General features: G+C 75.0%; 14 protein-coding genes and 9 pseudogenes. 11 read left to right on the forward strand and 12 right to left on the reverse strand.

Translation table 11 applies throughout. The features are described 5' to 3' along the window. Both FF86_RS64025 and FF86_RS09470 read right to left on the reverse strand, forming a co-directional pair. Positions 1 to 448, reverse strand: a pseudogene (locus FF86_RS64025) (TylF/MycF/NovP-related O-methyltransferase); the annotation flags it as partial. Beyond that, positions 396 to 1,634, reverse strand: a complete 1,239-nt coding sequence (locus tag FF86_RS09470) for a glycosyltransferase family 4 protein (RefSeq protein ID WP_236706237.1) — start codon at positions 1,632 to 1,634, stop codon at positions 396 to 398. The pseudogene FF86_RS64025 and the gene FF86_RS09470, both read right to left, overlap by 53 nt. 322 nt (positions 1,635 to 1,956) lie before the next feature. Between FF86_RS09470 and FF86_RS44495 the strand changes: the two genes are divergently transcribed. The 9 genes and pseudogenes from FF86_RS44495 to FF86_RS09495 all read left to right on the forward strand — a co-directional run. Continuing rightward, positions 1,957 to 2,176 (forward strand): NAD-dependent epimerase/dehydratase family protein (locus tag FF86_RS44495; RefSeq protein WP_242418454.1); only part of this gene is annotated, 220 nt, incomplete at its 3' end. Between the two features lies 1 nt (position 2,177). Beyond that, positions 2,178 to 2,740, forward strand: a pseudogene (locus tag FF86_RS44500) (NAD-dependent epimerase/dehydratase family protein); the annotation flags it as partial. A 1-nt stretch (position 2,741) separates the two neighbouring features. Further along, positions 2,742 to 2,952, forward strand: a pseudogene (locus tag FF86_RS44505) (SDR family NAD-dependent epimerase/dehydratase); the annotation flags it as partial. A gap of 266 nt (positions 2,953 to 3,218) precedes the next feature. Next, positions 3,219 to 3,858: FkbM family methyltransferase (locus tag FF86_RS09480; RefSeq protein WP_242418455.1), on the forward strand; the 640-nt coding region annotated here is incomplete at its 3' end. Positions 3,859 to 4,047: 189 nt separating this feature from the next. Further along, the coding region (locus tag FF86_RS09485; RefSeq protein ID WP_242418443.1) for an oligosaccharide flippase family protein at positions 4,048 to 4,986 on the forward strand (939 nt) is incomplete at its 3' end. Position 4,987: 1 nt separating this feature from the next. Next, a pseudogene (locus FF86_RS44510) lies at positions 4,988 to 5,385 on the forward strand (polysaccharide biosynthesis C-terminal domain-containing protein); the annotation flags it as partial. Positions 5,386 to 5,458: 73 nt separating this feature from the next. Continuing rightward, positions 5,459 to 6,361: glycosyltransferase (locus FF86_RS09490; protein ID WP_242418444.1), on the forward strand; the 903-nt coding region annotated here is incomplete at its 3' end. 1 nt (position 6,362) lies between these two features. Continuing rightward, a pseudogene (locus tag FF86_RS44515) lies at positions 6,363 to 6,466 on the forward strand (hypothetical protein); the annotation flags it as partial. Positions 6,467 to 6,726: 260 nt separating this feature from the next. Next, positions 6,727 to 7,404 (forward strand): FkbM family methyltransferase, encoded by a 678-nt coding sequence (locus FF86_RS09495; RefSeq protein WP_242418457.1) that lies wholly within the window; start codon positions 6,727 to 6,729, stop codon positions 7,402 to 7,404. A 232-nt stretch (positions 7,405 to 7,636) separates the two neighbouring features. Here the strand turns inward: FF86_RS09495 and FF86_RS63630 are convergent. The 10 genes and pseudogenes from FF86_RS63630 to FF86_RS09530 form a co-directional block, all read right to left on the reverse strand. Continuing rightward, positions 7,637 to 8,098 (reverse strand): annotated as a pseudogene (locus FF86_RS63630) (heparinase); the annotation flags it as partial. Between the two features lies 1 nt (position 8,099). Then, positions 8,100 to 8,150, reverse strand: a pseudogene (locus tag FF86_RS44525) (hypothetical protein); the annotation flags it as partial. Position 8,151: 1 nt separating this feature from the next. Further along, positions 8,152 to 8,803, reverse strand: a pseudogene (locus tag FF86_RS44530) (heparinase II/III-family protein); the annotation flags it as partial. A gap of 1 nt (position 8,804) precedes the next feature. After that, a pseudogene (locus FF86_RS63635) lies at positions 8,805 to 9,193 on the reverse strand (heparinase II/III family protein); the annotation flags it as partial. 494 nt (positions 9,194 to 9,687) lie between these two features. Further along, positions 9,688 to 10,845: a glycosyltransferase family 2 protein gene (locus FF86_RS09505; RefSeq protein WP_044883018.1), complete on the reverse strand. Its 1,158-nt coding sequence runs from the start codon at positions 10,843 to 10,845 to the stop codon at positions 9,688 to 9,690. Continuing rightward, the gene (locus FF86_RS09510; protein ID WP_044883079.1) at positions 10,842 to 11,837 is read right to left on the reverse strand and encodes a glycosyltransferase; all 996 of its coding nucleotides are present in this window, start codon (positions 11,835 to 11,837) and stop codon (positions 10,842 to 10,844) included. The genes FF86_RS09505 and FF86_RS09510 overlap by 4 nt, the downstream gene beginning before the upstream one ends. Continuing rightward, positions 11,834 to 13,639 carry an FkbM family methyltransferase gene (locus FF86_RS09515; RefSeq protein ID WP_044883019.1) on the reverse strand — a complete coding sequence of 602 codons (1,806 nt, stop codon included), beginning with the start codon at positions 13,637 to 13,639 and terminating at the stop codon, positions 11,834 to 11,836. The genes FF86_RS09510 and FF86_RS09515 overlap by 4 nt, the downstream gene beginning before the upstream one ends. Then, the gene (locus tag FF86_RS09520; RefSeq protein ID WP_044883020.1) at positions 13,636 to 15,048 is read right to left on the reverse strand and encodes a glycosyltransferase family 4 protein; all 1,413 of its coding nucleotides are present in this window, start codon (positions 15,046 to 15,048) and stop codon (positions 13,636 to 13,638) included. The genes FF86_RS09515 and FF86_RS09520 overlap by 4 nt, the downstream gene beginning before the upstream one ends. Positions 15,049 to 15,098: 50 nt before the next feature. Then, complete coding sequence (locus FF86_RS09525; RefSeq protein ID WP_044883021.1) at positions 15,099 to 16,061, reverse strand: NAD-dependent epimerase/dehydratase; 963 nt, start codon at positions 16,059 to 16,061, stop codon at positions 15,099 to 15,101. Continuing rightward, positions 16,058 to 17,188, reverse strand: a complete 1,131-nt coding sequence (locus FF86_RS09530; protein ID WP_052680877.1) for a glycosyltransferase family 4 protein — start codon at positions 17,186 to 17,188, stop codon at positions 16,058 to 16,060. The genes FF86_RS09525 and FF86_RS09530 overlap by 4 nt, the downstream gene beginning before the upstream one ends. Positions 17,189 to 17,361: 173 nt before the next feature. Between FF86_RS09530 and FF86_RS09535 the strand changes: the two genes are divergently transcribed. Together FF86_RS09535 and FF86_RS09540 are read left to right on the forward strand one after the other, a co-directional pair. Further along, entirely contained in the window at positions 17,362 to 19,662 is a 2,301-nt protein-coding gene (locus FF86_RS09535; protein ID WP_044883022.1) for a bi-domain-containing oxidoreductase, read from the forward strand. 74 nt (positions 19,663 to 19,736) lie between these two features. Next, positions 19,737 to 20,084, forward strand: a 348-nt coding sequence (locus FF86_RS09540; RefSeq protein ID WP_128423505.1) for a GDP-mannose 4,6-dehydratase, incomplete at its 3' end; no start/stop codon positions are given.

Genomic DNA, 20,084 nt, shown 5'->3' on the forward strand with positions numbered 1-20,084 from the left:
GCTCGTCGCCGGTCATCGTGTGCGCGAGTCTCGGCCAGTCCCGCCCGTCGCCGCGGGCATCGGGTGAGGATCTCTTCACGATCTCCACTCCCTGACGCTCGGCGGCCAGGGCCAGGATGCGCCGGGCGCCGCCGCGCGCCTCCCACACGCTGCCGTCCCCGCCGTCCCACAGGGAGCAGGTCAGGGTGGACCGGAGGAGATCGAGGTACCGCGACGTGGTGTCGGGCAGGTCGTCGCGGGTGACGGTCGGCGTCGTGGTCATCGTCGCTCCTGGATGGGGATGGATCGCCGGTGAGGTCGGTGACGGGGGCGGTGGTGGTGCGGGGCGCGAAGCGCGGGGATCGCGGGGTGCGGGCGGCCCGCGAGATCGGTCGGGACGGTGCGGTCGGGACGGGTCACCGCGGCCGCGCCGAGCGGCGCACGGTGGCGACCGCCCGGTGGAACCCATCGATCGAGGCGTCGAGGTCGATGTCCGGCACCGCCTTCTCCGACTCCAACGCCATCGCGGCAAGCAGGTCGGGCCGGCGGCGCAGCTCGTCGAGGATGCCGGCGAGCGCGCCGACATCGCCGACGGGGTGGATCCGGGCGTTGCGGCCGGGGCGCACGTCGTCGGTCGGGCCGATCGACCCGACCCGGTCGCTGACCACCACCGGCAGGCCGCACAGCACCGCGTCCTTCACGGCCAGCGGATGCGGATCACGCTGTGCCGGATGCAGGTACAGGTCGCTGGCGGCGTACAGGCGGGGCAGTCGTTCCTGGTCGGCGAAGCCCACCACGCGCAGCGCGCCGTCGAGGCCGGCAGCCGCCGCGTCGAGGGCGGGCCGCAGCACCCCGTCGCCCGCCATGATCACGACGAGCTCCCGGGTGTCGGGCCTGCGTGGGGCGCGGGCGACGATCCGCAGGGCGTCGGCGATGTCCAGCGGGCGTTTCCGGGAGATCATCTTGCCGACGCACAGGGCGACCACCGCGTCCGGGGCGATCCCGAGTTCGGCGCGGACGGCGGCGCGGTGGGTGGCCCGATCGGTCACCGCCTTGTGTAGTGCGGCCTGCTCGGTGGGGTAGGGCGTACGGAACATCCGCTCCCGCGGGACGCCGTAGTGGGCGAGATAGTCCTCGTTGTTGTCGCCGACGGTGAGGAACGCGTCCACCCGGCCGAGCAGCGGCGGCAGGGCGAGCCGCTTGGCGGCGCGCACGCGGGCCGCGCGGTGGCCGAGCAGCTCGCTGTCGCCCATCATCAGGGCGCCGACGCCGCGCCGGCGGGCCCAGGCGAGGGCCGCGAGCGAGCCGACGTGGCGGTAGCCGTGGACCAGCACGCAGTCGGGCCGCAGCCGGTCGAGCGCCGTCCATACCCGGCCCGCTGCCCGGGTGCTGGCCACCGGCTGGCGCCACTCCGGTCGCAGCGGCAGGTCGGCGACGAACTCGTGCCGGTAACCCGCGGTGATGTCCGGCCGCCAGCGCACCTCGGCTCCGAAGCCCCGGTCGAAGTAGCGGTCGAGGCCGGCGCGGGACAGGAACAGCACCCGCAGGTCCACCGGTCCCTCGCCGACGGCCCGGTACAGCGGCGCGAAGTGCTGGATCGGATGGGGCACGACGGCGGTGACGGCCGTCGGCCGGGAGGTGGACGTCATGGGCATGCTGCGCCTCCTCGGGGCCNCCGCTCCGAGCGGCCGGCCGGCTGTCGGGCTGTCGGGCTGTCGGCTGTCGGNCTGCCGGGAGCGCCAGTCTTCACGATGCGTGTTCGTTAATCAACACACTGTAGATATGTGTTGTGGAACCGGTCCCTCGTCCGGTCCGAACGGGCGGTCATCGCGGCCGGGATCGGCGGGTCATCCAAGTCGACCGTGACATGCTGTGCTATGAGTCATACTCTTCGTGAGCGGCCTGACCCGGCCCGATCGCCCGGCCGGGTGCGCCGAGGTCGGCTCCGCCAGAGAAGCTGGGGAAGCTGTGATGTCCATGCGTGTCGTCGTCGCCGGGGGAGCGGGCTTCCTCGGTAGTCATCTCTGCGAGCGACTCCTGGCCGGCGGGGCCGAGGTGATCTGCGTCGACAACTTCCTCACCGGCCGGCCGGAGAACATCGACCCGCTGCGGGCGCTGGACGCCTTCCGGATGCTGCGCCGCGACGTCACCGGGTCCGTCGACGTCGCCGGGCCGGTCGACGCGGTGGTGCATCTGGNCTCCCCGGCCTCGCCGGTGGACTACCGGGCGCTGCCGCTGGAGACGCTCGCGGTGGGCGCCTGGGGCACCCGCCGGCTGCTGGAGCTCGCGCGGCGCAAGGGGGCCCGGTTCGTGCTGGCGTCCACCTCCGAGGTGTATGGCGACCCGCAGGTGCACCCGCAGCCCGAGGGGTACTGGGGTCACGTCAACCCGGTCGGCCCGCGCAGCATGTACGACGAGGCCAAGCGCTTCGCCGAGGCACTGACCACCGCGCACCGCGCCACCCACGGCACTCGCACCGGCATCGTGCGGATCTTCAACACGTACGGCCCCCGGATGCGTGCGGATGACGGCCGGGCGGTGCCGACCTTCATCACCCAGGCCCTGCGCGGCCAGCCGGTGACCGTGGCCGGCGACGGCTCGCAGACCCGCTCGTTGTGCTACGTCGACGACCTCGTGGACGGTCTGGTCCGGATGCTCGACGCCGAGCATCCGGGGCCGCTGAACCTCGGCAACCCGAGCGAGCTGTCGATGCTGGAACTCGCCCGGCTGGTGGTGCGGCTGTGCGGCGAGGAGGTGTCGANCGTGTTCGTCCCGCGGCCCCAGGACGATCCCAGTGTGCGTCGGCCGGACGTCACCCTGGCCGGGGAGGCGCTCGACTGGCGACCCAGGGTGGACCTGGTGGACGGGCTGAGCCGGACCGTCGACTGGTTCCGCAACCGGGCGGCCGGGCCGCCGGCGGCGCTTGTACCCCGGCAGAGCGGGGCGCCGCGTTCCCGGGCGGGTGGCGGCTGAGCGGGGGTTTCCGACCGGGCGGCGACAGGTTGCCACACTCTTGGTAATCGATCTGATACAAAGAGTGAGTGACCTCTGTTGTCTCCGGGACTGCCGCAACCACCGGTCCGTGCGCGACCGGGGCGCCGCGCGCCCCGCTGCGCTGGCGCGCGGCCGGGCGGCTGGCCGCGGCGCTGCCGGACATCCGCGGGCGCGACCGGGTCACCGGCTGGGTGCGTGGCACCCCCCGCTTCACCGGACCGTTGCGCGGCCGGCTGACCAACGGAATGGTCTTCGAGCTGCCGGACTGCCGCGACGGGTCCGTCCGCGACCTGGTCGAGCTGTGCTACCGACCGCCGGCGCTGGCCGGCGTCTTCGACACCGTTCTGCGTCCGGGTGACTGCTGCTACGACGTCGGCGCCAACATCGGCGTCTACACGCTGTGGGCGGCGGGCGCGGTCGGGCCGACCGGTCAGGTGCACGCCTTCGAACCGGTGCCCGAGCCACGCGCGGTTCTCACCGCCCTGGCCGCCCGCAACGGGCTGACCCAGGTTCGCCCGACCGCCGCGGCAGTGGGCTCCACCGCCGGGACCGTCAGGCTGCGCCTGCATCCCGGTGCTTCGGGACTGACCCACCAGGTCCCCCCGGGCAGCGTGGTCTCCCCGGCAGACGCGGCCGTGCTGACGGTGCCGGCGACGACGCTCGACCGGCATGCCGCCCGCCATCGTCGTCCCGACCTGATCAAGATCGACGTGGAGGGGTTCGAGCTCGACGTGCTCCTCGGCGCCACCGAGCTGCTGCGCGCACACCGCCCCGCGGTGCTGCTGGAGATGCTGCCGAGTCATCTGACCCGCCGGGGTGACCAGGCGCGGGGCAAGCTGATCGACGTCCTCGCCAGGGCCGGCTACCGCCTGTTCAACCTGACCCNCCGAGGGCTCGCCGACGAGGGGGAGTTCACCGCGAACGTGCTCGCGCTGCATCCCGGCTGGGCCCGCTTCGACCCGGTCGTCGCGGCTCTGCACCGCACGCCGTTCCCCCGCAACCAGACGACGTGAACCCGTGACGGCACGCCGCCCGGACAGGCAGGCAGGGGCTCTGGCGGGACGGCACCGGTCCGTGGAGCGTGACCGTGGATACCTCGCCGGGGTGCGGGCCAGCGCCGCGACGAGTCTCACCGTCACCGTCGTCGGGGCGGGGATGAGCGTCCTGCTGGCCCGACTGCTCGGACCGGCCGGCCGCGGAGCCTACGCGGTGGTGACGTCCTATGCGTTGGCCGCGGCGGCGGTGGGCGAATGCGGACTGACCGCGGCGATCTGCTTCTTCGTCGCCCGCGACCCGCGGCGGGCCCCCGACGTCGTGCGTACCGGCGGGGCGCTGCTGCTGGCTCTCGGTGCGGTCGTGGGTGTCAGCGGGTTCTTCGCCGCGTCGCTGGTCCTGCCGCACGATCATGCGGCGGCCACGGCCTTCCGTGTCGTCTTCGCGGCCCAGCCGATCATCTTTGTCTCGGCCTGCTGGGTCTTCGCGCTGCAGGCGACCCGGTTGGCGATGTGGAACCTGACCCGGGCCGTCCAGCCACTGCTCCACCTCGCCGGCATCGGGGTGCTGGCAGCGACGGTCGGGCTCACCCTCGGCGCCACGGTGGCGTGCCTGCTCGTGTCGATCACCGTCCAGGCGGCGCTCGCCGCACTGCTGTGGCGTCTCGACGTCCCCGATCGCGGCCGGATCCGCCGGCGGGAGGCCCACCGACTGCTGCGCTACGGCGCCGGGGTGTTCCTCTCGACGTTGCCCTACCTGCTCAGCACCAAGCTCGACATCCTCCTCCTCGCCCTGCTCGTCGAACCCGCGAAGGTCGGCTACTACGCCGTCGCGGTGTCGATGAGCCTGGTCAGCCAGCCGATCTGCGTCGCCTTCGGCAACGTCGCCATGCCTCGGCTGGCCCGCCAGGGCGGCGCAGCCGACGCGGATCGGACGCCCACCAGTTCCCGGCGGACCGCGATGATTGCCGTCGGGGCGAGCCTGGCCTGCGGGATCGTCGTCATCGGGGCGATGAGTGCGNTGGCCCCGCTGGTCGTCCCGCTGGTCCTCGGCGCGCGGTACGCGCCGAGCGTCCACCTGCTGTGGCTGCTCGCGCCCGGCGCGGCCCTGCTCGGCTGCAACCGGGTCACCGACGACGTGCTGCGCGGCCTCGACCGGGCGCTCACCGTTGCGCGCTGCGAGGGGGTGGGCAGCGTGCTCACCGTCGTGGGTCTCGCGGTGCTGGTGCCGGTCCTCGGGATCGAGGGTGCGGCGATCGCGTCGTCCGTCGCCTACACGGCGTCGTTCCTGCTGCTGTTCCGTGCGGTGCTGCGTGCGGTCGACGTGTCGGCCCGCACGGTACCGGCGCGGGCATATGGGCTGCTCGTGGCACGGGCGGCGGGCATGCGCCGACCGATGCCGCTCGGTGGCGGAAGGTGAGATGAAGGTGACCGAACACGTTGGACGCGACGCGGCGTCATCGATGGATGCGCGGTCCGCGGGTACACCGACCGTGGGTACACCGTCCGTGGGCGCGCTGCGGGTCGGGGTTGTCGGCCCGGTGGGGCTCGACGACTTCGCCGACAACATCGTCGACTGCCTGCCCGATCTGGGGGTGCACGCCGTGGCGCTGGGTCCGGCGGTCCCGCTGCCGCGGGGCCGCTGGTTGGCCGGCGCGGCGCTTGCGGCGCGCACCGTGTCGGACCGGCCGGACCACCTCCACCAGCGACGTCTGATCGACCGGGTTGAGCGGGAGAACCTCGACGTGGTGCTCTCGGCGGACGCCCGGCTGCTGCCCTCGACGGTGCGGACGTTGCGCCGGCGGGGGGTCCGCGTGGGCCTGTGGTTCCCGGACGCGGTGGTGAACCTGGGGCGCCAGTACCTCCTGATGGGGGACTACGACGCGCTGTTCCTCAGCGACCCGCTGCTGACCCGCCGGTTGTCGGACGTGCTCGACCTGCCCGCCTGGTACCTGCCCGAGGCCTGCAACCCGGCGCGCCACCGGCCGCCCTCGGCGGTGGACGACGAGGCGCACGCGGTGTTCGTCGGCAACACCTACGGAGTGCGGGTCCGGCTCGTCCACCAGCTCCTCGACGCCGGGATCGCCGTGCGGCTGTACGGTCCGCCGCCGCCGCGCTGGTTGCGCGACCCGCGGGTGCTGGCCTGCCACACCGGCCGCTTCGTCACCGGAACCGCGAAGGCCGCCGTCTTCCGCGGTGCCCTCGCCGTGATCAACGCGCTGCACCCGGCCGAGATGGAAAGCGTGAACTGCCGCCTGTTCGAGGCGACCGCCTGCGGCGCGACAGTCGTCTGCGAGCGGCGCGCGGCGCTGCCCGAGCTGTTCACCGAGGAGCGGGAGATCCTCGGCTTCACCGACTTCGCCGAACTGATGGCGCACCTGAAACGCTGCGCCGCCNACCGGGCCGGCGTTCGGGCGCTGGGCGACGCCGCCCGCGCCCGCAGCCACCGCGACCACACCTACCAGCAGCGGCTCGACACCCTGCTGAGCGTGCTGCTGTGACCGTCCCACGCCGCGGGCGCCCGGGTCCCGCCGACCGGACCGGCGCGGCCGACCGGCCCAGCCGCGCGGGGCTGCTCCTGCGGGCCAAGATCTCGACGGCTGGGCTGCTGACGAGCCCGGCCGCGGGGGCGGTCGTGGGCGCCGCCACCCGTAACCGGATCCGCAACCACGGCGTCCGCTTCGACGTCACCGATCCGGTGTTCACTCCGCGGCAGCGGGCGGCATTGTTCTGGCGGCTCTACGAAACNGCCGAGATCAGGATGATCCACCGTTACGTGGGCCCGGCGGGGACAGTCGTCGAACTCGGCGCGAGCCTCGGCGTCACCGGCGCGCACATCGCCAGCCGGCTGGCTCCCGGCTCCCGTCTTGTCTGCGTCGAGGCCAACCCCGACCTCGCCGCCGGCCTGCGGCGACGGCTGGAGCCACACACCGCCCACCTCACGCTCGACGTCGCCGCATTGGCGATCAGTGAACGGCCCGGCCCGGTGCTGTTCGACATCGCCGCCACCACCCTCGGCTCGCGGCTGCGCGACACGACTCCCGCCGCCCCCACCACCGCCACCGCCCCCACCACCGCCACCGCCCCCACCACCGCCACCGCCCCCACCACCGCCAGCGCCCCCACCACCGCCAGCGACAACGCCGCCGGTCCGGGCGCCGTGGCCGTGCCGGGGGTGACGCTTCGCCACCTGCTGGCCGACCGTCGGATCGACGCCTTCGACCTCATCAGCGACATCGAGGGGGCCGAGGCGTCGTTCCTGCTGGGTGATCCCGGTGCGCTCGACGGCTGCCGTCTCGCCGTGATCGAGCTGCACGACACGGTCTTCGCTGGCCGCCGCGTCACCACCGACGAGCTGCTTGCCGCCGCCTGCGGGCTCGGCTTCCGTGTCCTGCATCGCCACGGCGTCGTCGCCGCCCTCACCCGCGACCCCACCTGAGCCACCCCCGCTACGGACACGCCGTCGCCAGTCGCGGTCGTCGGGCTCGCGTTGACCGCCATCACTGCCCGCGGCCGCCCGCGCCGCGGTGAACGTGCACAGGCCCAGGTTCGCGCCGAGGTCCCAGACGATGTGGCCGGGTCAGATCACCTCGGCGGCGAGACCGGTGAGCATCGGATCGACGCGGGCGAGGCTCGGCCGCAGGTACTTCAACCCGCCCTCGCGGCGGCGCTCAGTGCGACGGGTCAGCGTCGGCGCGACGCGGGGCGTCGAGGGGATGCGAGGCGTCGAGCGGAGGTGGGGCGGCGGGCAGACGCGGGGCGTCGAGGGGACTGGCGGCGCGGCTGGGGCCGGGGGGCCGGTCGGAGGAGTGACTCGGGGCGCGGGCGGTCAGCGTCGCGTGCAGTTCGACGGGCAGCTCGGCGTCCAACCGGAACTCGGCGGTGGGGGCGGCCACCGTCCGTTCCCAGCCGGTTGCTCGCCGGGTCGTGCGCACGTGCCACCGGCCGGGTCCGCCGGCGCGCAGCAGCAGGCATCTCCCGGTGGGGGTGGTGACGTCGAGGGCGGCGGGCTCCGGTGGGCCGCCGGGACCGGGCCGGCGGGCGGCGGCCAGCGTCACCCCGGGCGCGAAGTGGAACAGCACGGCAAGCCGGTGTCGTCCGCCGCCGCTGATCCGGTCGGAGACGGTGAGGCCNTCCGCGTCGAGCCGCCAGGTGCGCCAGTGGATGGGCCGGCCGGGCAGGTGGNGGTAGCCGTCATGCCCTGCGGTCAGAGTCGCCACCTCATCGCGGTGGCGCATGGTGACCAGGGTGGGGCGGGCGCGGCGGCCGGCGCGGAACGCTCCCCAGACCTCGGTCGAGTCGGCGCCGTCGACGGTGACGGTGTTGTGGGCGGCGGAGCCGCGCTCGGCGTCCCGGCGCTGCCCGGGTGCGTAGGTCGAGGTGCCCACGTCGACGAGCAGCGGGCGGCCGTCCAGCCACAGCAGGAAGCCGAGGGTGTCCGCGTGCGCGTGCGCCGGCAGGTCGTCGGGGCAGGGCAGGCCGACGTCCGCGAGCAGATGCCAGCTACCGGCCGTGAGCGCCGCCAGCCCGCTGTCCGCCAGCAGCAGGCCGCCGGCCCGGCCTGGTCCCCCCGCACCCGTGGCGGCCGGGACGCCGGTCCGGCCGTGAGCGCCGGCAGGGCTGGTGACGCCGGCGGGGCTGGTGACGCCGGCGGGGCTGGTGACGCCGGCGGGCGGGTTCACCTCGGGGCCGGGTGGGGGCGGCTGCGCCGGCACCGAGGGCAGCAGCCGGCGCAGCAGGTCCGGGCGCACCGGGAACCCGTCGTTGAGCAGCGGCACCGTGCCGTCCGGACCGAGCACCGCACCGAGCCAGGCCCGCATCCGGGTGATGGCGTCGAGNAGCTCGATCGGTACGGCCCACCCGCCCGCGGCGAGCAATCCGGCGACGTCGTCGAGGTCGGCGAGGACCTGGCAGTGGTAGGACGGCGACCTTTCGTAGTGGCCACCGTCGCCGAGCACCTGCCGGCGGGTCTCGCGCACGAGCTGGTCGACCCAGTGGCGCAGCCCGCTCGGGTCGTCGGCGGCCACCGCCAGCGCGATCAGTGCCTTGTGGTTCTTCAGCAGGTGGTTGCCCCCGACGTCGGTCTCCAGGTGGATCCGCAGGAACGATCGGTGGACGCCCAGATCGGCGCGCAGCACGTCCCGCGCGGGGGTGTCCCGGGCCAGCGTCGGGCCGAGCGCGCACAGCGTCCAGGCCCGCAGCGAGGCGACGTAGGGCGACCAGGCCACCGGATGGCCGACGGTGACCGCGGCGCGCCAGCCGAGGTAGAGCCGTGCGAACAGGGCGCGCTCCCGATCACCGCCGGGCGTCAGCGCCCACGCCCAGTCCCAGTAGTGCAGGTGGTAGCGCCACAACAGCGGGGCGCCGGCCTGCTCCCAGTCCCAGCGCGNCGGATCGTCGTCCACGTCGCGGACAGGGTCGGGTGGGTCGGTGTGGCTCAGCGGGTCGGGGTGGCCGAGCGGGCGGGCATGGCCGAGCAGGGTCAGCCGGCCGAGGGCGAGCTCGTCGACGGTCGGACCCGGGGGTGGGCACGTCTCGTCCACCGGGACGAACCCGGCCGGCCACTGCCCCGCCGACGGGCGGCCGCGCAGCATCGCCGCGGTCAGGGGGGGATGGCGGCGCAGCACGGCGCGCTGTCCGCGTAGCCGCGCGCGGGCGGTGACCTGACGTGGTCGCAGGCGTGCGACGGTGCGCAGGTAGCGACCGAGATCCGCCGGGGGGTTCATGCGCCGATCGGTCCCTTCGCGGCGCCGGCGGGGATCGTGCGCTGTCTGGGGACGGGCACTGCGCGCTCGGCACCCGGCGCGGTTGCCGCGGCTGTGTCGCCCCTGCCGGGCTCACCGGTTGCGCCGGGGGCGCCCGTGTGACCGGCGCGGGCGAGTGCGCCGACGGTGAGTTCGTACCAGGCGTAGTAGAGGCAGAACAGCAGCCCCTGCCGGCCGTCGCGCCAACCGGCCCGCAGCACGTACATGTAGCAGAACAGGGCCGCCGGCTTCGCCGGGACGAGCGGGAAGACGACGTCCTTGGCGATGCTGCGACCCAGCGGGCGGGTCGAGCGGCCGGGATGACGGATCTCGCGGCGGATGCGGGAGATCCGTTCGCGCAGGGCCGGCTGGGCCGTGCGGCGCTGCGCCTCCAGCTCGGCGTAGTGCACGTGCTTGCGCAGCCAGGCGGCGAGGCCCTTGCGGTCCTCGTCGATCAGGTCGGCAGCCAGGCGCGCGACCGGACCGGCCACGCTGGCCCGCTCGCCGTAGTTGACGCTGTCGTCGAAGGAGGCGGCCCGCCGGTCGAGCAGACGGGCCTGCCAGCTGTTGGCGTACCACCCGCTGTGCGCGATCCACCGGCCGTCGAACACGAACCGGCGCCGCTGGCTGTACGCGACGCACTCCTCCGTGCCCAGCCGACTGGCGATCTCCGTGGCGAGCGTGGTCGAAACCCATTCGTCGCTGTCGAGGAAGAACACCCAGTCGTGGCGGACCTCCGGGGACATCATGGCCTGCTGACGCTGGCCGGCGTAGCCCCGCCAGGGGATGTGCCAGACCGCGGCGCCGCTGCGGCGCGCGAGCTCGACCGTGTCATCGGTCGAGCCGGAGTCGACGACGACGACCTGCTCGCACCAGCCGACGGAGCCGACCGCCCGGACGATGTTCGGCGCCTCGTTCCGGGCGAGGATGATCGCGGTCACCGGAACGGATCCCGGCGCGGGCACCGGGCCGACCGCGTCCTGCCCGGTGGCCGCGTCCTGCCCGGTGGCCGTAGCCTGGCCGGTGGTCGCGTCGCGCCCGGCAGCGTCGTAGGGGACGGGCCAGCCCGCGCGGCCGCCGGAGGGCGGGGCCGGCTCGCGGGAGTCGGCGGTGGGCCGCTGGCTTCGGGTGATCACAGCGCCGGTTCCTCCGCATCGAGCAGCCAGGTGAAGTAGTCCACGGGATCGAACGGGTTGGCGGGTTCGGGCTGTGGCGTCAGCGTGAGCGTGGCGTGCATCGCCGCCGCGAGATCGTCGGCGGACTCGTCCCGGTACGGCACGAGCACCGGACCGGCGATTTCCGCGTTGTGCCCGGTGTCGCGGGCGATCACGGGCAGGCCGGCCAGTCGGGCCTCGGCGAGGGGGTAGCCGAAGGACTCCGCCGTCGTCGGGTACAGCAGGGCGCCGGCTCGCCGCTGATGGCCGCGCAGGGCGGCGGGGGTGAGCCGCCCGACGAAGCGCAGCGACCGGCAGTCGGCGAGGCCCTGCACCCGGGCCTCCGTGTCGGTAGCCGTGACCACGATCGACACCGGCTCGCCGGTCTGCTCGGCGACCATCGCGGCGGCGGTGTCGGCGAGGCGGAGCAGCCGGCCCATCGGCTTGAACGAGGCGAACAGCACCGGGCACAGGATCGTGCCGCGGCTGCGTTCGCCGGGCCTCGGCGGGGGGGACAGCGGGTGGGGCCGGACGACCACGCGGTCGGCGAGGTCCGGCAGGGCGGTGAGGACCCGTTCGGCCATCGACGATGCCGGCACGACGACGACGTCGGCGCGGCGGGCGAGCAGTCGCACGACGGGCGCGGCACGGGCGATGTCGGCGGGCAGCCCGCCGGGCAGCGCCCGGACCTCGGCCGGCGTGAGGAAGTGCAGCGCGTTGCGCAGCAACACCCAGCGTTCGCCGCGGGTGGCGAGGTACCCGACGTTGTTCAGGGCGACGGTGCGCCGGTAGCGGCCGGGGCGTTCGCGGCGGGCCAGCCAGCTCGGCGCGACTCGCCGGCCGCGGCCGATCAGGCGGACGCCGGCGCTGGGCCGCGGTGCCAGGAACCCGTCGAGCTCGGTCAGGAACCGCAACGCGCCGCCCATCTGCGCCCCCGCACAGTCGACGAGGACCGGGCCGCCCGCCCGGCTCATCCGGGTATCCCGGCGGGCACTGCGGCGGGCGGGCCGGCGGCCGCGGTGCCCGCAGACCACCCGTCGCGGCGGGCGTAGAGGTATCCCGACGAGGCCCCGGCCAGATCCCGGACGCGGCGCAGGTCGTTGGCGAGCAGGGTCACCTCGAACCCGTGGCGGCGCAGCCGCGCGACGAGAGCCGCCGGATCGCCGAAGGCGGGGTGCACCTCCATCACGAGCCGGCCGACCGCCTCCAGCCAGCCCGGCTCGTCGAACAGGGCGAACTCGGAGCCCTCGATGTCGAGTTTGAGCAGGTCCACCCGGTCGGCGCCCCCGGACTCGAGGACCTGGGCCATCGTCAGCCCGTCGACGTCGCCCTCCCAGTGGGTGGCGCCGTGGCGCGCCCGCGGGTCGGCGAACACCCCGGTCGACGGCCCGACCAGGGCGTGCAGAAGCTGAATGCGGTGGGAGACGCCGTTGGCGGCGGCATGGTTGACGAAGGCGGAAGCGAAGCCGCGCTGCGCCTCGACGGCGATGACGTCGGCCCCCGCCCGGGCCGCCAGCACCGAGAACAGGCCCTGGTTCGCCCCCAGATCGACGACGATCTCCCCGGCCGCCGGCGCGAATCCGGGCAGCGCGTGGTAGACCCCGCGGCAGTACATCTCCCGGGCGCCCCCGAACGCCCCGCCGGGCAGGGTGATCTGGACGCCCGGCAGCGGGCGGTAGGTGTGGCTGCCCCGGGCCATGGCCCGGTCGGCGGCGTCGAGGGTGCCGGTGCGCAGGACGGCCGGGGCGTGGTGGGCGATCGCGGCGCCGAAGCGCAGCGCGGTGGATCCGCCTGCCACGGCGGCGACGTCGCGGACGTCGCGGATCAGCCGGCGTAGCTGGTCGGGCCGGCTCATCACACGCGCCCGCCGGCTCGCCCGGGCCGCCGGGGCGGACCGGCCGGCGGCGCGACGCTGCGCGGCGGCCTGCTCGGCGATGCCGACGCCGAACGGCCGCGGCCGGTGATCGAGGTCGCGCATGGCGGGGCCGATGTCGAAGGCCTTGTCCTCGGCGAGGCGGGCGATCTGCTCGGCCTTCAGCCGCGGCGTGGCGGCGCGGCGCTCGTACGCGCGGGCGGCGGCGAGGACCGGGCGGGCCGGGACCGGAACGCAGTACACCCGGCGACCCTCGGCCGCCGCGGCTGCGGCGACGATCTGGCGCAGGGACAGCGCCCGCGGACCGGCGACGTCGTAGCCGCGCCCGACCGCCGCGTCGGCGCTCAGCGCCCGCAGCACGGTCGCGGCCAGGTCGTCGACGTGCACGGGCTGGTGCAGCCGCCGCCCGCCGCCCGGCAGCGGCAGGATGGGAACGCGGCGTACCAGCGCGAGCAGCCGGGCCATGTTGCGGTCGTCCGATCCGCCGTAGATCATCGTCGGGCGGATGATCGTCCAGTCCAGCCCGCTGGTCTCGATCGTGTGTTCGGCCGCGATCCGCACGCGCTTCGACGGCGGGTCGAGCGAGGTGAAGATCCCGGTGGTGGACAGGAACACCGCCCGGCGGATGCCCGCCGCCCGGGTCGCGGACACGATCGCGTCGGCGTGGCCGAAGCCGAGCGAGGCGATGTTGAGAAGGGCCGTGCAGTCCGCCTTGGTGAACGCTGCGGCCAGCCCGGCCGGATCGTCGAGGTCGCCGGTGACGGCCGCAGCCCCCTGCCGGCGCAGCGCCGCTGCGGCCGTGGCGCTGCGCGCCAGCCCGACGATCTCGTGCCCCTGCGCGAGCGCGCGGGGCACCACCCGGCTGCCCAGGAACCCCGTTGCCCCGGTGACCAGAATCTTCAAGCCAGTGCCTCCGATCCAGGTGTCAGCGCCGTCTGCTGCCCGGCCGGGTCGTGGTCCGGGGCGGGTGTCGCTACCCGCTGCGCCGGGACCGTAGGGTCCGGCACGCCGGGGGTTCGCCCGTCGCTGTCGGCGCGACCGGCAGTGGCGCGGTCGGCAGTGGCGCGGTCGAACAGCAGCCGGCGGTAGTACCGGGCCAGCTCGTCGCGGTCGAAGTGCCGCTCGACGTGCGCCCGGCCGGCGCGCCCCATCCGGGCCCGCCGTTCCGGGTCGGCGGCCAGGTGCGCGACGGCGGCCGCCAGCGCCGCGGGATCCTCCGGGGGGACGACGACCTGCCCGGCGGCGGTGAGGATCCGGGCGGCCTCGCCGCGCACCGCGCCGATCACCGGCCGACCGGCGGCGAGCAGCTCGAACATCTTCGACGGGATGAACGTGTCGAACATCGGCACGTCTCGCAGCGGCACCACGCAGAGGTCGGCGGCCGCGATGACGCCCGGCACCTGCTCGCGGGGCACGCCGTCGTGCAGCACCGTGTTCGTCAGCCCCAGGCCGCGGACGTGCTCGGCGAGCCGGCGTTTGTCGGCGCCCTCCCCGACGAAGGCGAACCGGATCCGCGCGTCATCGAGCCGCGCGTCATCGAGCAGGGCGGCGGCGTCGGCGACCGCGGTCAGGCCGTGCGAGATGCCGTGGGCGCCGATGTAGAGCACGAGGGTCTCCCCACCCGGCGCGCCCAGCCGCGCGCGCAGGCCGACCGGCGCGACGGTGTCGGGGTGGAACCGGTCGAGATCGACGCCGTTGCGCACGACGTGCACCTTGTCTGCCGCGATGCCGCGGCGGACGATGTCGTCGCGGAAGCCCTCGGTGACCGTGACCACGGCGTCGGCGGCCCGGTAGGCGGCCAGTTCGAGGCGTTCGAGCAGGCCGAGGACGCGCGGGTCGGTGATGACGCCGAGCTGTTCGAAGATGGCGGGCCACAGGTCGCGCACCTCCACGACCAGCCGGGCCCGCCGCAGCCGGGCGAGCAGCCACGCCGAGCCCAGCGGGAAGAAGGTCGGCGAGGACACCACGACCACGTCGCACGGGCCGGTCCGCCAGCCGCCGAGCAGGACGCTCGAGACCATGAACGACAGGTGGGACAGCGTCTTGCGGACCACGCCCTCGTTGGGGGTGGCGTACAGCCGGGTGCGCACGACGCGGTAGCCGTCGACCCGTTCGGTGCGCAGCCAGGCGCCGTGATATTCGGGCGGGATCACCCCGGTGGGATGGTTCGGCATCCCGGTGAGCACGGTGACGTCGAGGCCGTCGGCCGCCCACGCCCGGGCCGTCTCCGACAGCCGCGCCTGCGGTGCCCCGATCTCCGGGGGGAAGTAGTGCGTCACCACCAGGACGCGGCGGCCGGGCAGGGGGGACACGGAGTTCGACCTCCAGCCGTCGACGACTATTGCTAAAAGTAGCGTAGACCTTACTTGGAGTGATTATTGGTAGTGCCTCGTCCGCGTGTCGCGGCGGCGACCTCGTCCCAGGCGGGCTGCCCGAGCGGCAGCCGGAAGCCCCGCGCGTCGAGCCAGCCCCGCTGCTGTCCCTGGCCGAACAGCAGCAGCTCCGCTCGGCGGCACACCGCGCTCAGCGGCGGCAGCCACTGCCCGGTCGGCTCCGCGCTGCGCAGCAGTCCCCGGACCGCCCGCGTCGGCAGCGGGTGCAGCGGTCGGCCCGGCGCGAACGTCCCGTAGAGGCTGCGCACGGTGTGTCCCTCGTAGGGATGGGACACCACCAGAGGCGCGGTGGTCGCCGCCAGAATCGCGGCGACCACCGCGCCGACGTTGCCGATCAGCGCGACCGGCACGGGCTGGCTGCCGTCCCCGCACGTCACCAGGGGCCAGCGGCGGCAGAACGCGGCGAAGGCGGTCGTCATCCGCCGCCCCGGGCCGTGCACGGAGGGGGGTCGGTAGAGGATCACCTCGACGCGGCCGGCCGCCGCCGCGTCGCGCAGGAGCTGCTCGCCGAGGGTCTTTGACCGGGCGTAGGGGTTCACCGGCGCGTAGTGGAGGCTCTCGTCGAGCCGGTCGACCCGGCCCTGCACCGCCGCGGTGCTGATGTGGACGAGCCGAGGCACCCCCGCCCGTTCGCAGGCGTCCGCGAGCAGCCGGGGCCAGGCGGCGTTGCCCCCGACGAGCTCGGGTGACAGCCGGGCGGCCGACACCGCCACCCCCGCGGCGTTGACGACCGCCCCGAAGCCGTCGAGCTCGGCGGCGAGCCCCGCCAGGTGGGGTCGGTACGCGCGCTCGGGGGTCCCGGTCAGGGCCTCGCCGTCGACCGACAACCGGCGCGCCGGGCGGGGCAGCACCTCGTGGCCGGCGCCGGCCAGCGCCGCCGCGCACGCGGCGCCGATGAAACCGGTGGCGCCGAACAGGGCGATCCTCGTCATCGGGTCCTCCCCGGCGCTGCCCGGCGGTCCGGCTCGTCGTCGGTCCGCCGCTGTGCCGGCAGCCGGGCGGGCTGGTGGGGCGACGGCGCGGCGGGGCGAGCCGTGAGCGGGTGGGCGGCGGTCCGGCCGCGCCGCGCCGCCCACCGGGGTGCACGGAGGTAGGCCAGCAGCACCAGCCCCGCGGCGGCGTCCGCGGCGAGCCGGCCGGGCAGCGGGCCGAAGGCGGCCAGGGAGAGCGCGATGAGCACCGCCGTCGCGGCGGCGACGAGGCCGGTGACCCGCACGTGCGACCAGCCGGCGATGGTCAGCCGCTGGTAGGCGTGCGAGCGGTGCGGGGAGTACCACTGCTCCCCGGCGCGGATCCGTCGCGCCAGCGTGGCGGTGGTGTCCGTCAGGTAAAGAGCGGTCGGGGCGAGCGCCGACTCCGGTGGGATGCCGGCCAGCACCGCCTGGACGGTGAGCACGGCGAGCACGGCACCCAGCGCGTAGCTGCCGACGTCGCCGAGGAAGACCCGGGCCCGGGGGAAGTTGAACGGCAGGAAGCCGAGCGCCGAGGCCGCGACGAGGACCCCGCCGGCGGTCGCCGTGGGCAGGTCCTGCGCGGCGCCGAGGGCCGCGAAGGCCCCGCCCGCCAGCGCCGCCGTGACCGCGGAGATGCCGTTGACCCCGTCCATGAAGTTGAAGACGTTGACGAAGCCGGTGATCCAGACGGGTGCCGCGACGGTCACCAGCAGGACCGTGAGGAGGCCGGGCGTCGCGTCCCCGAGCACGGCGCCGAGCACCGCCATCGCCGCGACGACGAACGACGTGGCGGTGTGCAGGGCCAGCCGCCGCATCGCGGTGACCCCGCCGACGTCCTCGGCCAGCCCGATCAGCCCGAACAGGGAGGCCGCCGCGGTCAGCGGCAACAGGTCGGGGGAGTCGGCGCCGCCACGGGTGAGGAGCATGACGAGGACGCCCGCGAACAGGCCGAGCACCACGGCGATGCCGCCGCCGCGCGGGGTCGGTGCCTGATGCGAGGAGCGCGCTGTGACCTCGTCGATCGCGGCCAGGCGCCGCATGCAGACGATGACGATCGGGGTCGCCGCCAGGGTGACGATGCACGCGGCGGCCGGCGCTCCCAGCACGGGCGTTCCTCCGGCTCTGACACGTCGGGTGGAGCACGAGCGGCGTTCATCGCTGAATGTAATGCATCAACTACACTGAGCGGCACGATGCGGGTGCGGGTGTCCCGCGCGGCCGCCCCCGGCCGCTACCGGCCGGGGGCCGGGCTCGCCGACGCTCACCGGAGGTTCGCGCGATGAAACAGGTGGTCCAGGCGGCATCCGGGGGAGCGGTGCGGGTGCTCGACGTGCCGGTGCCGGTCATCGGCCCGACCGAGGTGCTGGTGGCGACGGCGGCGACGATCGTGTCGGCCGGCACCGAACGAGCTGTCACCGAACTCGCCCGCGCCGGGCTGCTGGCCAAGGCGCGGGCCCGCCCCGACCTGGTGCGCAAGGTGACGGAGAAGGCCCGGACCGACGGACTGGTGCCGGCGGCGCGGTCGGTGCGCGACCGGCTCCGCGGCGATGTGCCGCTCGGCTACAGCGGCTGCGGCCGGGTCGTCGAGGTCGGCTCGGCGGTCGCCGGCATCCGCCCCGGTGACCTCGTCGCCACCGGCGGTGCGGGTCGGGCCAACCATGCCGAGTTCCAGGCCGTGCCCGGGCTGCTGTGCGCGCGGGTGCCCGACGGGGTGGAGCCCGCGGCGGCGGCGTTCGCCACCATCGGGTCCATCGCTCTGCACGGGCTGCGCCTCGCCGAGGTCGGGCCGGGAGCGAAGGTCGTCGTCGTCGGCCTGGGCCTGGTCGGCCAGCTCGCCGCCCGGCTGGCGCTGGCCAGCGGCTGCGAGGTGGCCGGCATCGACCTGGCGCAACTGCCGCTGGCGACCGCCGCGGCGGTCGGCGTGCACGCGCTCGCCGAGGTCGGCGAGGCCACCACGGCCGCGGTGCGGGCCTGGAGCCGGGGCCGTGGGGCCGACGCGGTGCTCATCTGCGCGGCCGGCCGATCGGCGGAGCCGGTGATGCGGGCGACCGCGCTGGCCCGCGACCGCGCGCAGCTCGTCGTCGTCGGCGACGTCGGGCTGGGCCTGCTGCGCGCGCCGTTCTATGACAAGGAGCTCACCCTGCGCTTCGCCCGCTCCTACGGACCGGGACGCTACGAGCGCGGGTACGAGGACTGGGGGGTGGACTACCCGGCCGGACAGGTGCGCTGGACCGAGGGGCGCAACCAGGAGGCCGTGCTCGACCTGCTCGCCGCGGGCCGGCTACGCGTGGACGACCTGGTCACGCACGCCTTTCCCATCGACGCGGCGCCGCGGGCCTACGAGCTCGTCGCGGGTCGCAGCGAGCCGTACCTGGCTATCCGGTTCGACTACCCGGCCGAGGTCCCGGCCCTGCCGGCGAGCCGCCGGCCCGGGGACGACGCGGGCGGGCGCACCGCGGACGACACGAGCGGGCGGGCGGCGAGCGGGCGGGCGGCGGGCGGGCGGACCGCGGACGACGCGGAGCGGCTGCCCGCGCCCGGGCTCGCCGCCGCGCCGCGCCTCCGCCCCCGCCCCCGCCTGGGACTGCCGCGCCAGCGTGGGGTGCCGGCGGGGCGCCGCGGCAGCCGGGTGGGCTGGATCGGCGCCGGGACGTTCTCCGGGGCGGTGCTGCTGCCCGCGTTCCGGGCCGCCGGGTTCGACCAGTTCGTCACGGTCGCCTCCGCCGGCGGCCGCTCGGCGCGGTCGTTCGCCGACCGGCACGGCTTCGCCGAGGCGGTGGCCGGCGCCGACGCCGTCCTCGACGACGACGACATCGACGTCGTCGTCATCGCTACGCCGCACGCCACGCACGCGGGGCTCGCCGCCCGGGCGTTGGAACGGGGGCGGCACGTGTGGTGCGAGAAGCCGCTCGCGCTCAGCTTCGACGAGCTGGAGCGGGTGGAGAAGGCGGCGGCGGTCGGCGGCGGCGCGCTCGTCGTCGGCTACAACAGGCGGTTCTCGCCTGCGGTCGGCGCCGCCCGCGCGGCCCTGGCGGCGCGGACCGGGCCGCTCACGACCGTCTACCGGATCGCGGCCGGCGCGGTACCGGCCGGCCATTGGTACAACGACCGGGTCCAGGGGGGTCGCCTGCTCGGCGAGGTGTGCCACTTCGTCGACACCTGCGCGGCGCTCGCCGGCAGCGAGGTCGAGGCGGTCGCGGCGCTCGCGGGGCGGGAGGCCGAGCTGCTGCTCGCCCCCGACCTGGCGGTGTCGCTGCGGCACGCCGACGGGTCGCTGTCGACCATCGCCTACAGCTCCGCCCGGCCCCGCGCAGCCCGCAAGGAACAGGTCGAGGCCCTGGCGGGGAGCCGCCATGTCCGCATCGACGACTACCGGGAGCTCGTCGTCGACGGCCGGTCGGTGTGGAAGGGGGTCCAGGACAAGGGGCACCGCGATGCCGCGGCCGCCTTCCTGCGGATGTGCCGCGGCGGCGATGCCGCGGTGACCGCGGAACTGCTCGCGTCGAGCCGGGCCACCCTTGCCGCCGCCGACGCGCTCGGCGTCGAGGCGGTGTGCAGCTCCGGTGACGTCCGGGCCTGACTGGAACCGTTTCTTTGCGACGACGACGACGACCGCCGCCGCCGGCTCGCCCCGGCGAAAGAAAGGATGACGACGTGCCGCGTGCGCTGATTACCGGGATTACCGGTCAGGACGGGTTGTATCTGGGTGAGTTGTTGACCGCGAAGGGTTATGAGGTGTTCGGGTTGGTTCGGGGGCAGTCCAACCCGAAGGTGGCGGTGGTGGAGCGGGTGGTGCCGGGGGTGGTGTTGTTGGAGGGTGATCTGACGGATCTTTCGTCGTTGATCGGTGCGGTGGAGATCTCGCAGCCGGACGAGGTGTACAACCTGGGGGCGATCTCGTTCGTCGGACTGTCGTGGAAGCAGGCGGAGTTGACGGGGGAGACGACGGGGATGGGGGTGTTGCGGGTGTTGGAGGCGTTGCGGATCGCGGGTGGTAACGAC

It is taken from the genome of Frankia sp. CpI1-P, from assembly GCF_001421075.1.
GTDB lineage: Bacteria > Actinomycetota > Actinomycetes > Frankiales > Frankiaceae > Frankia > Frankia torreyi.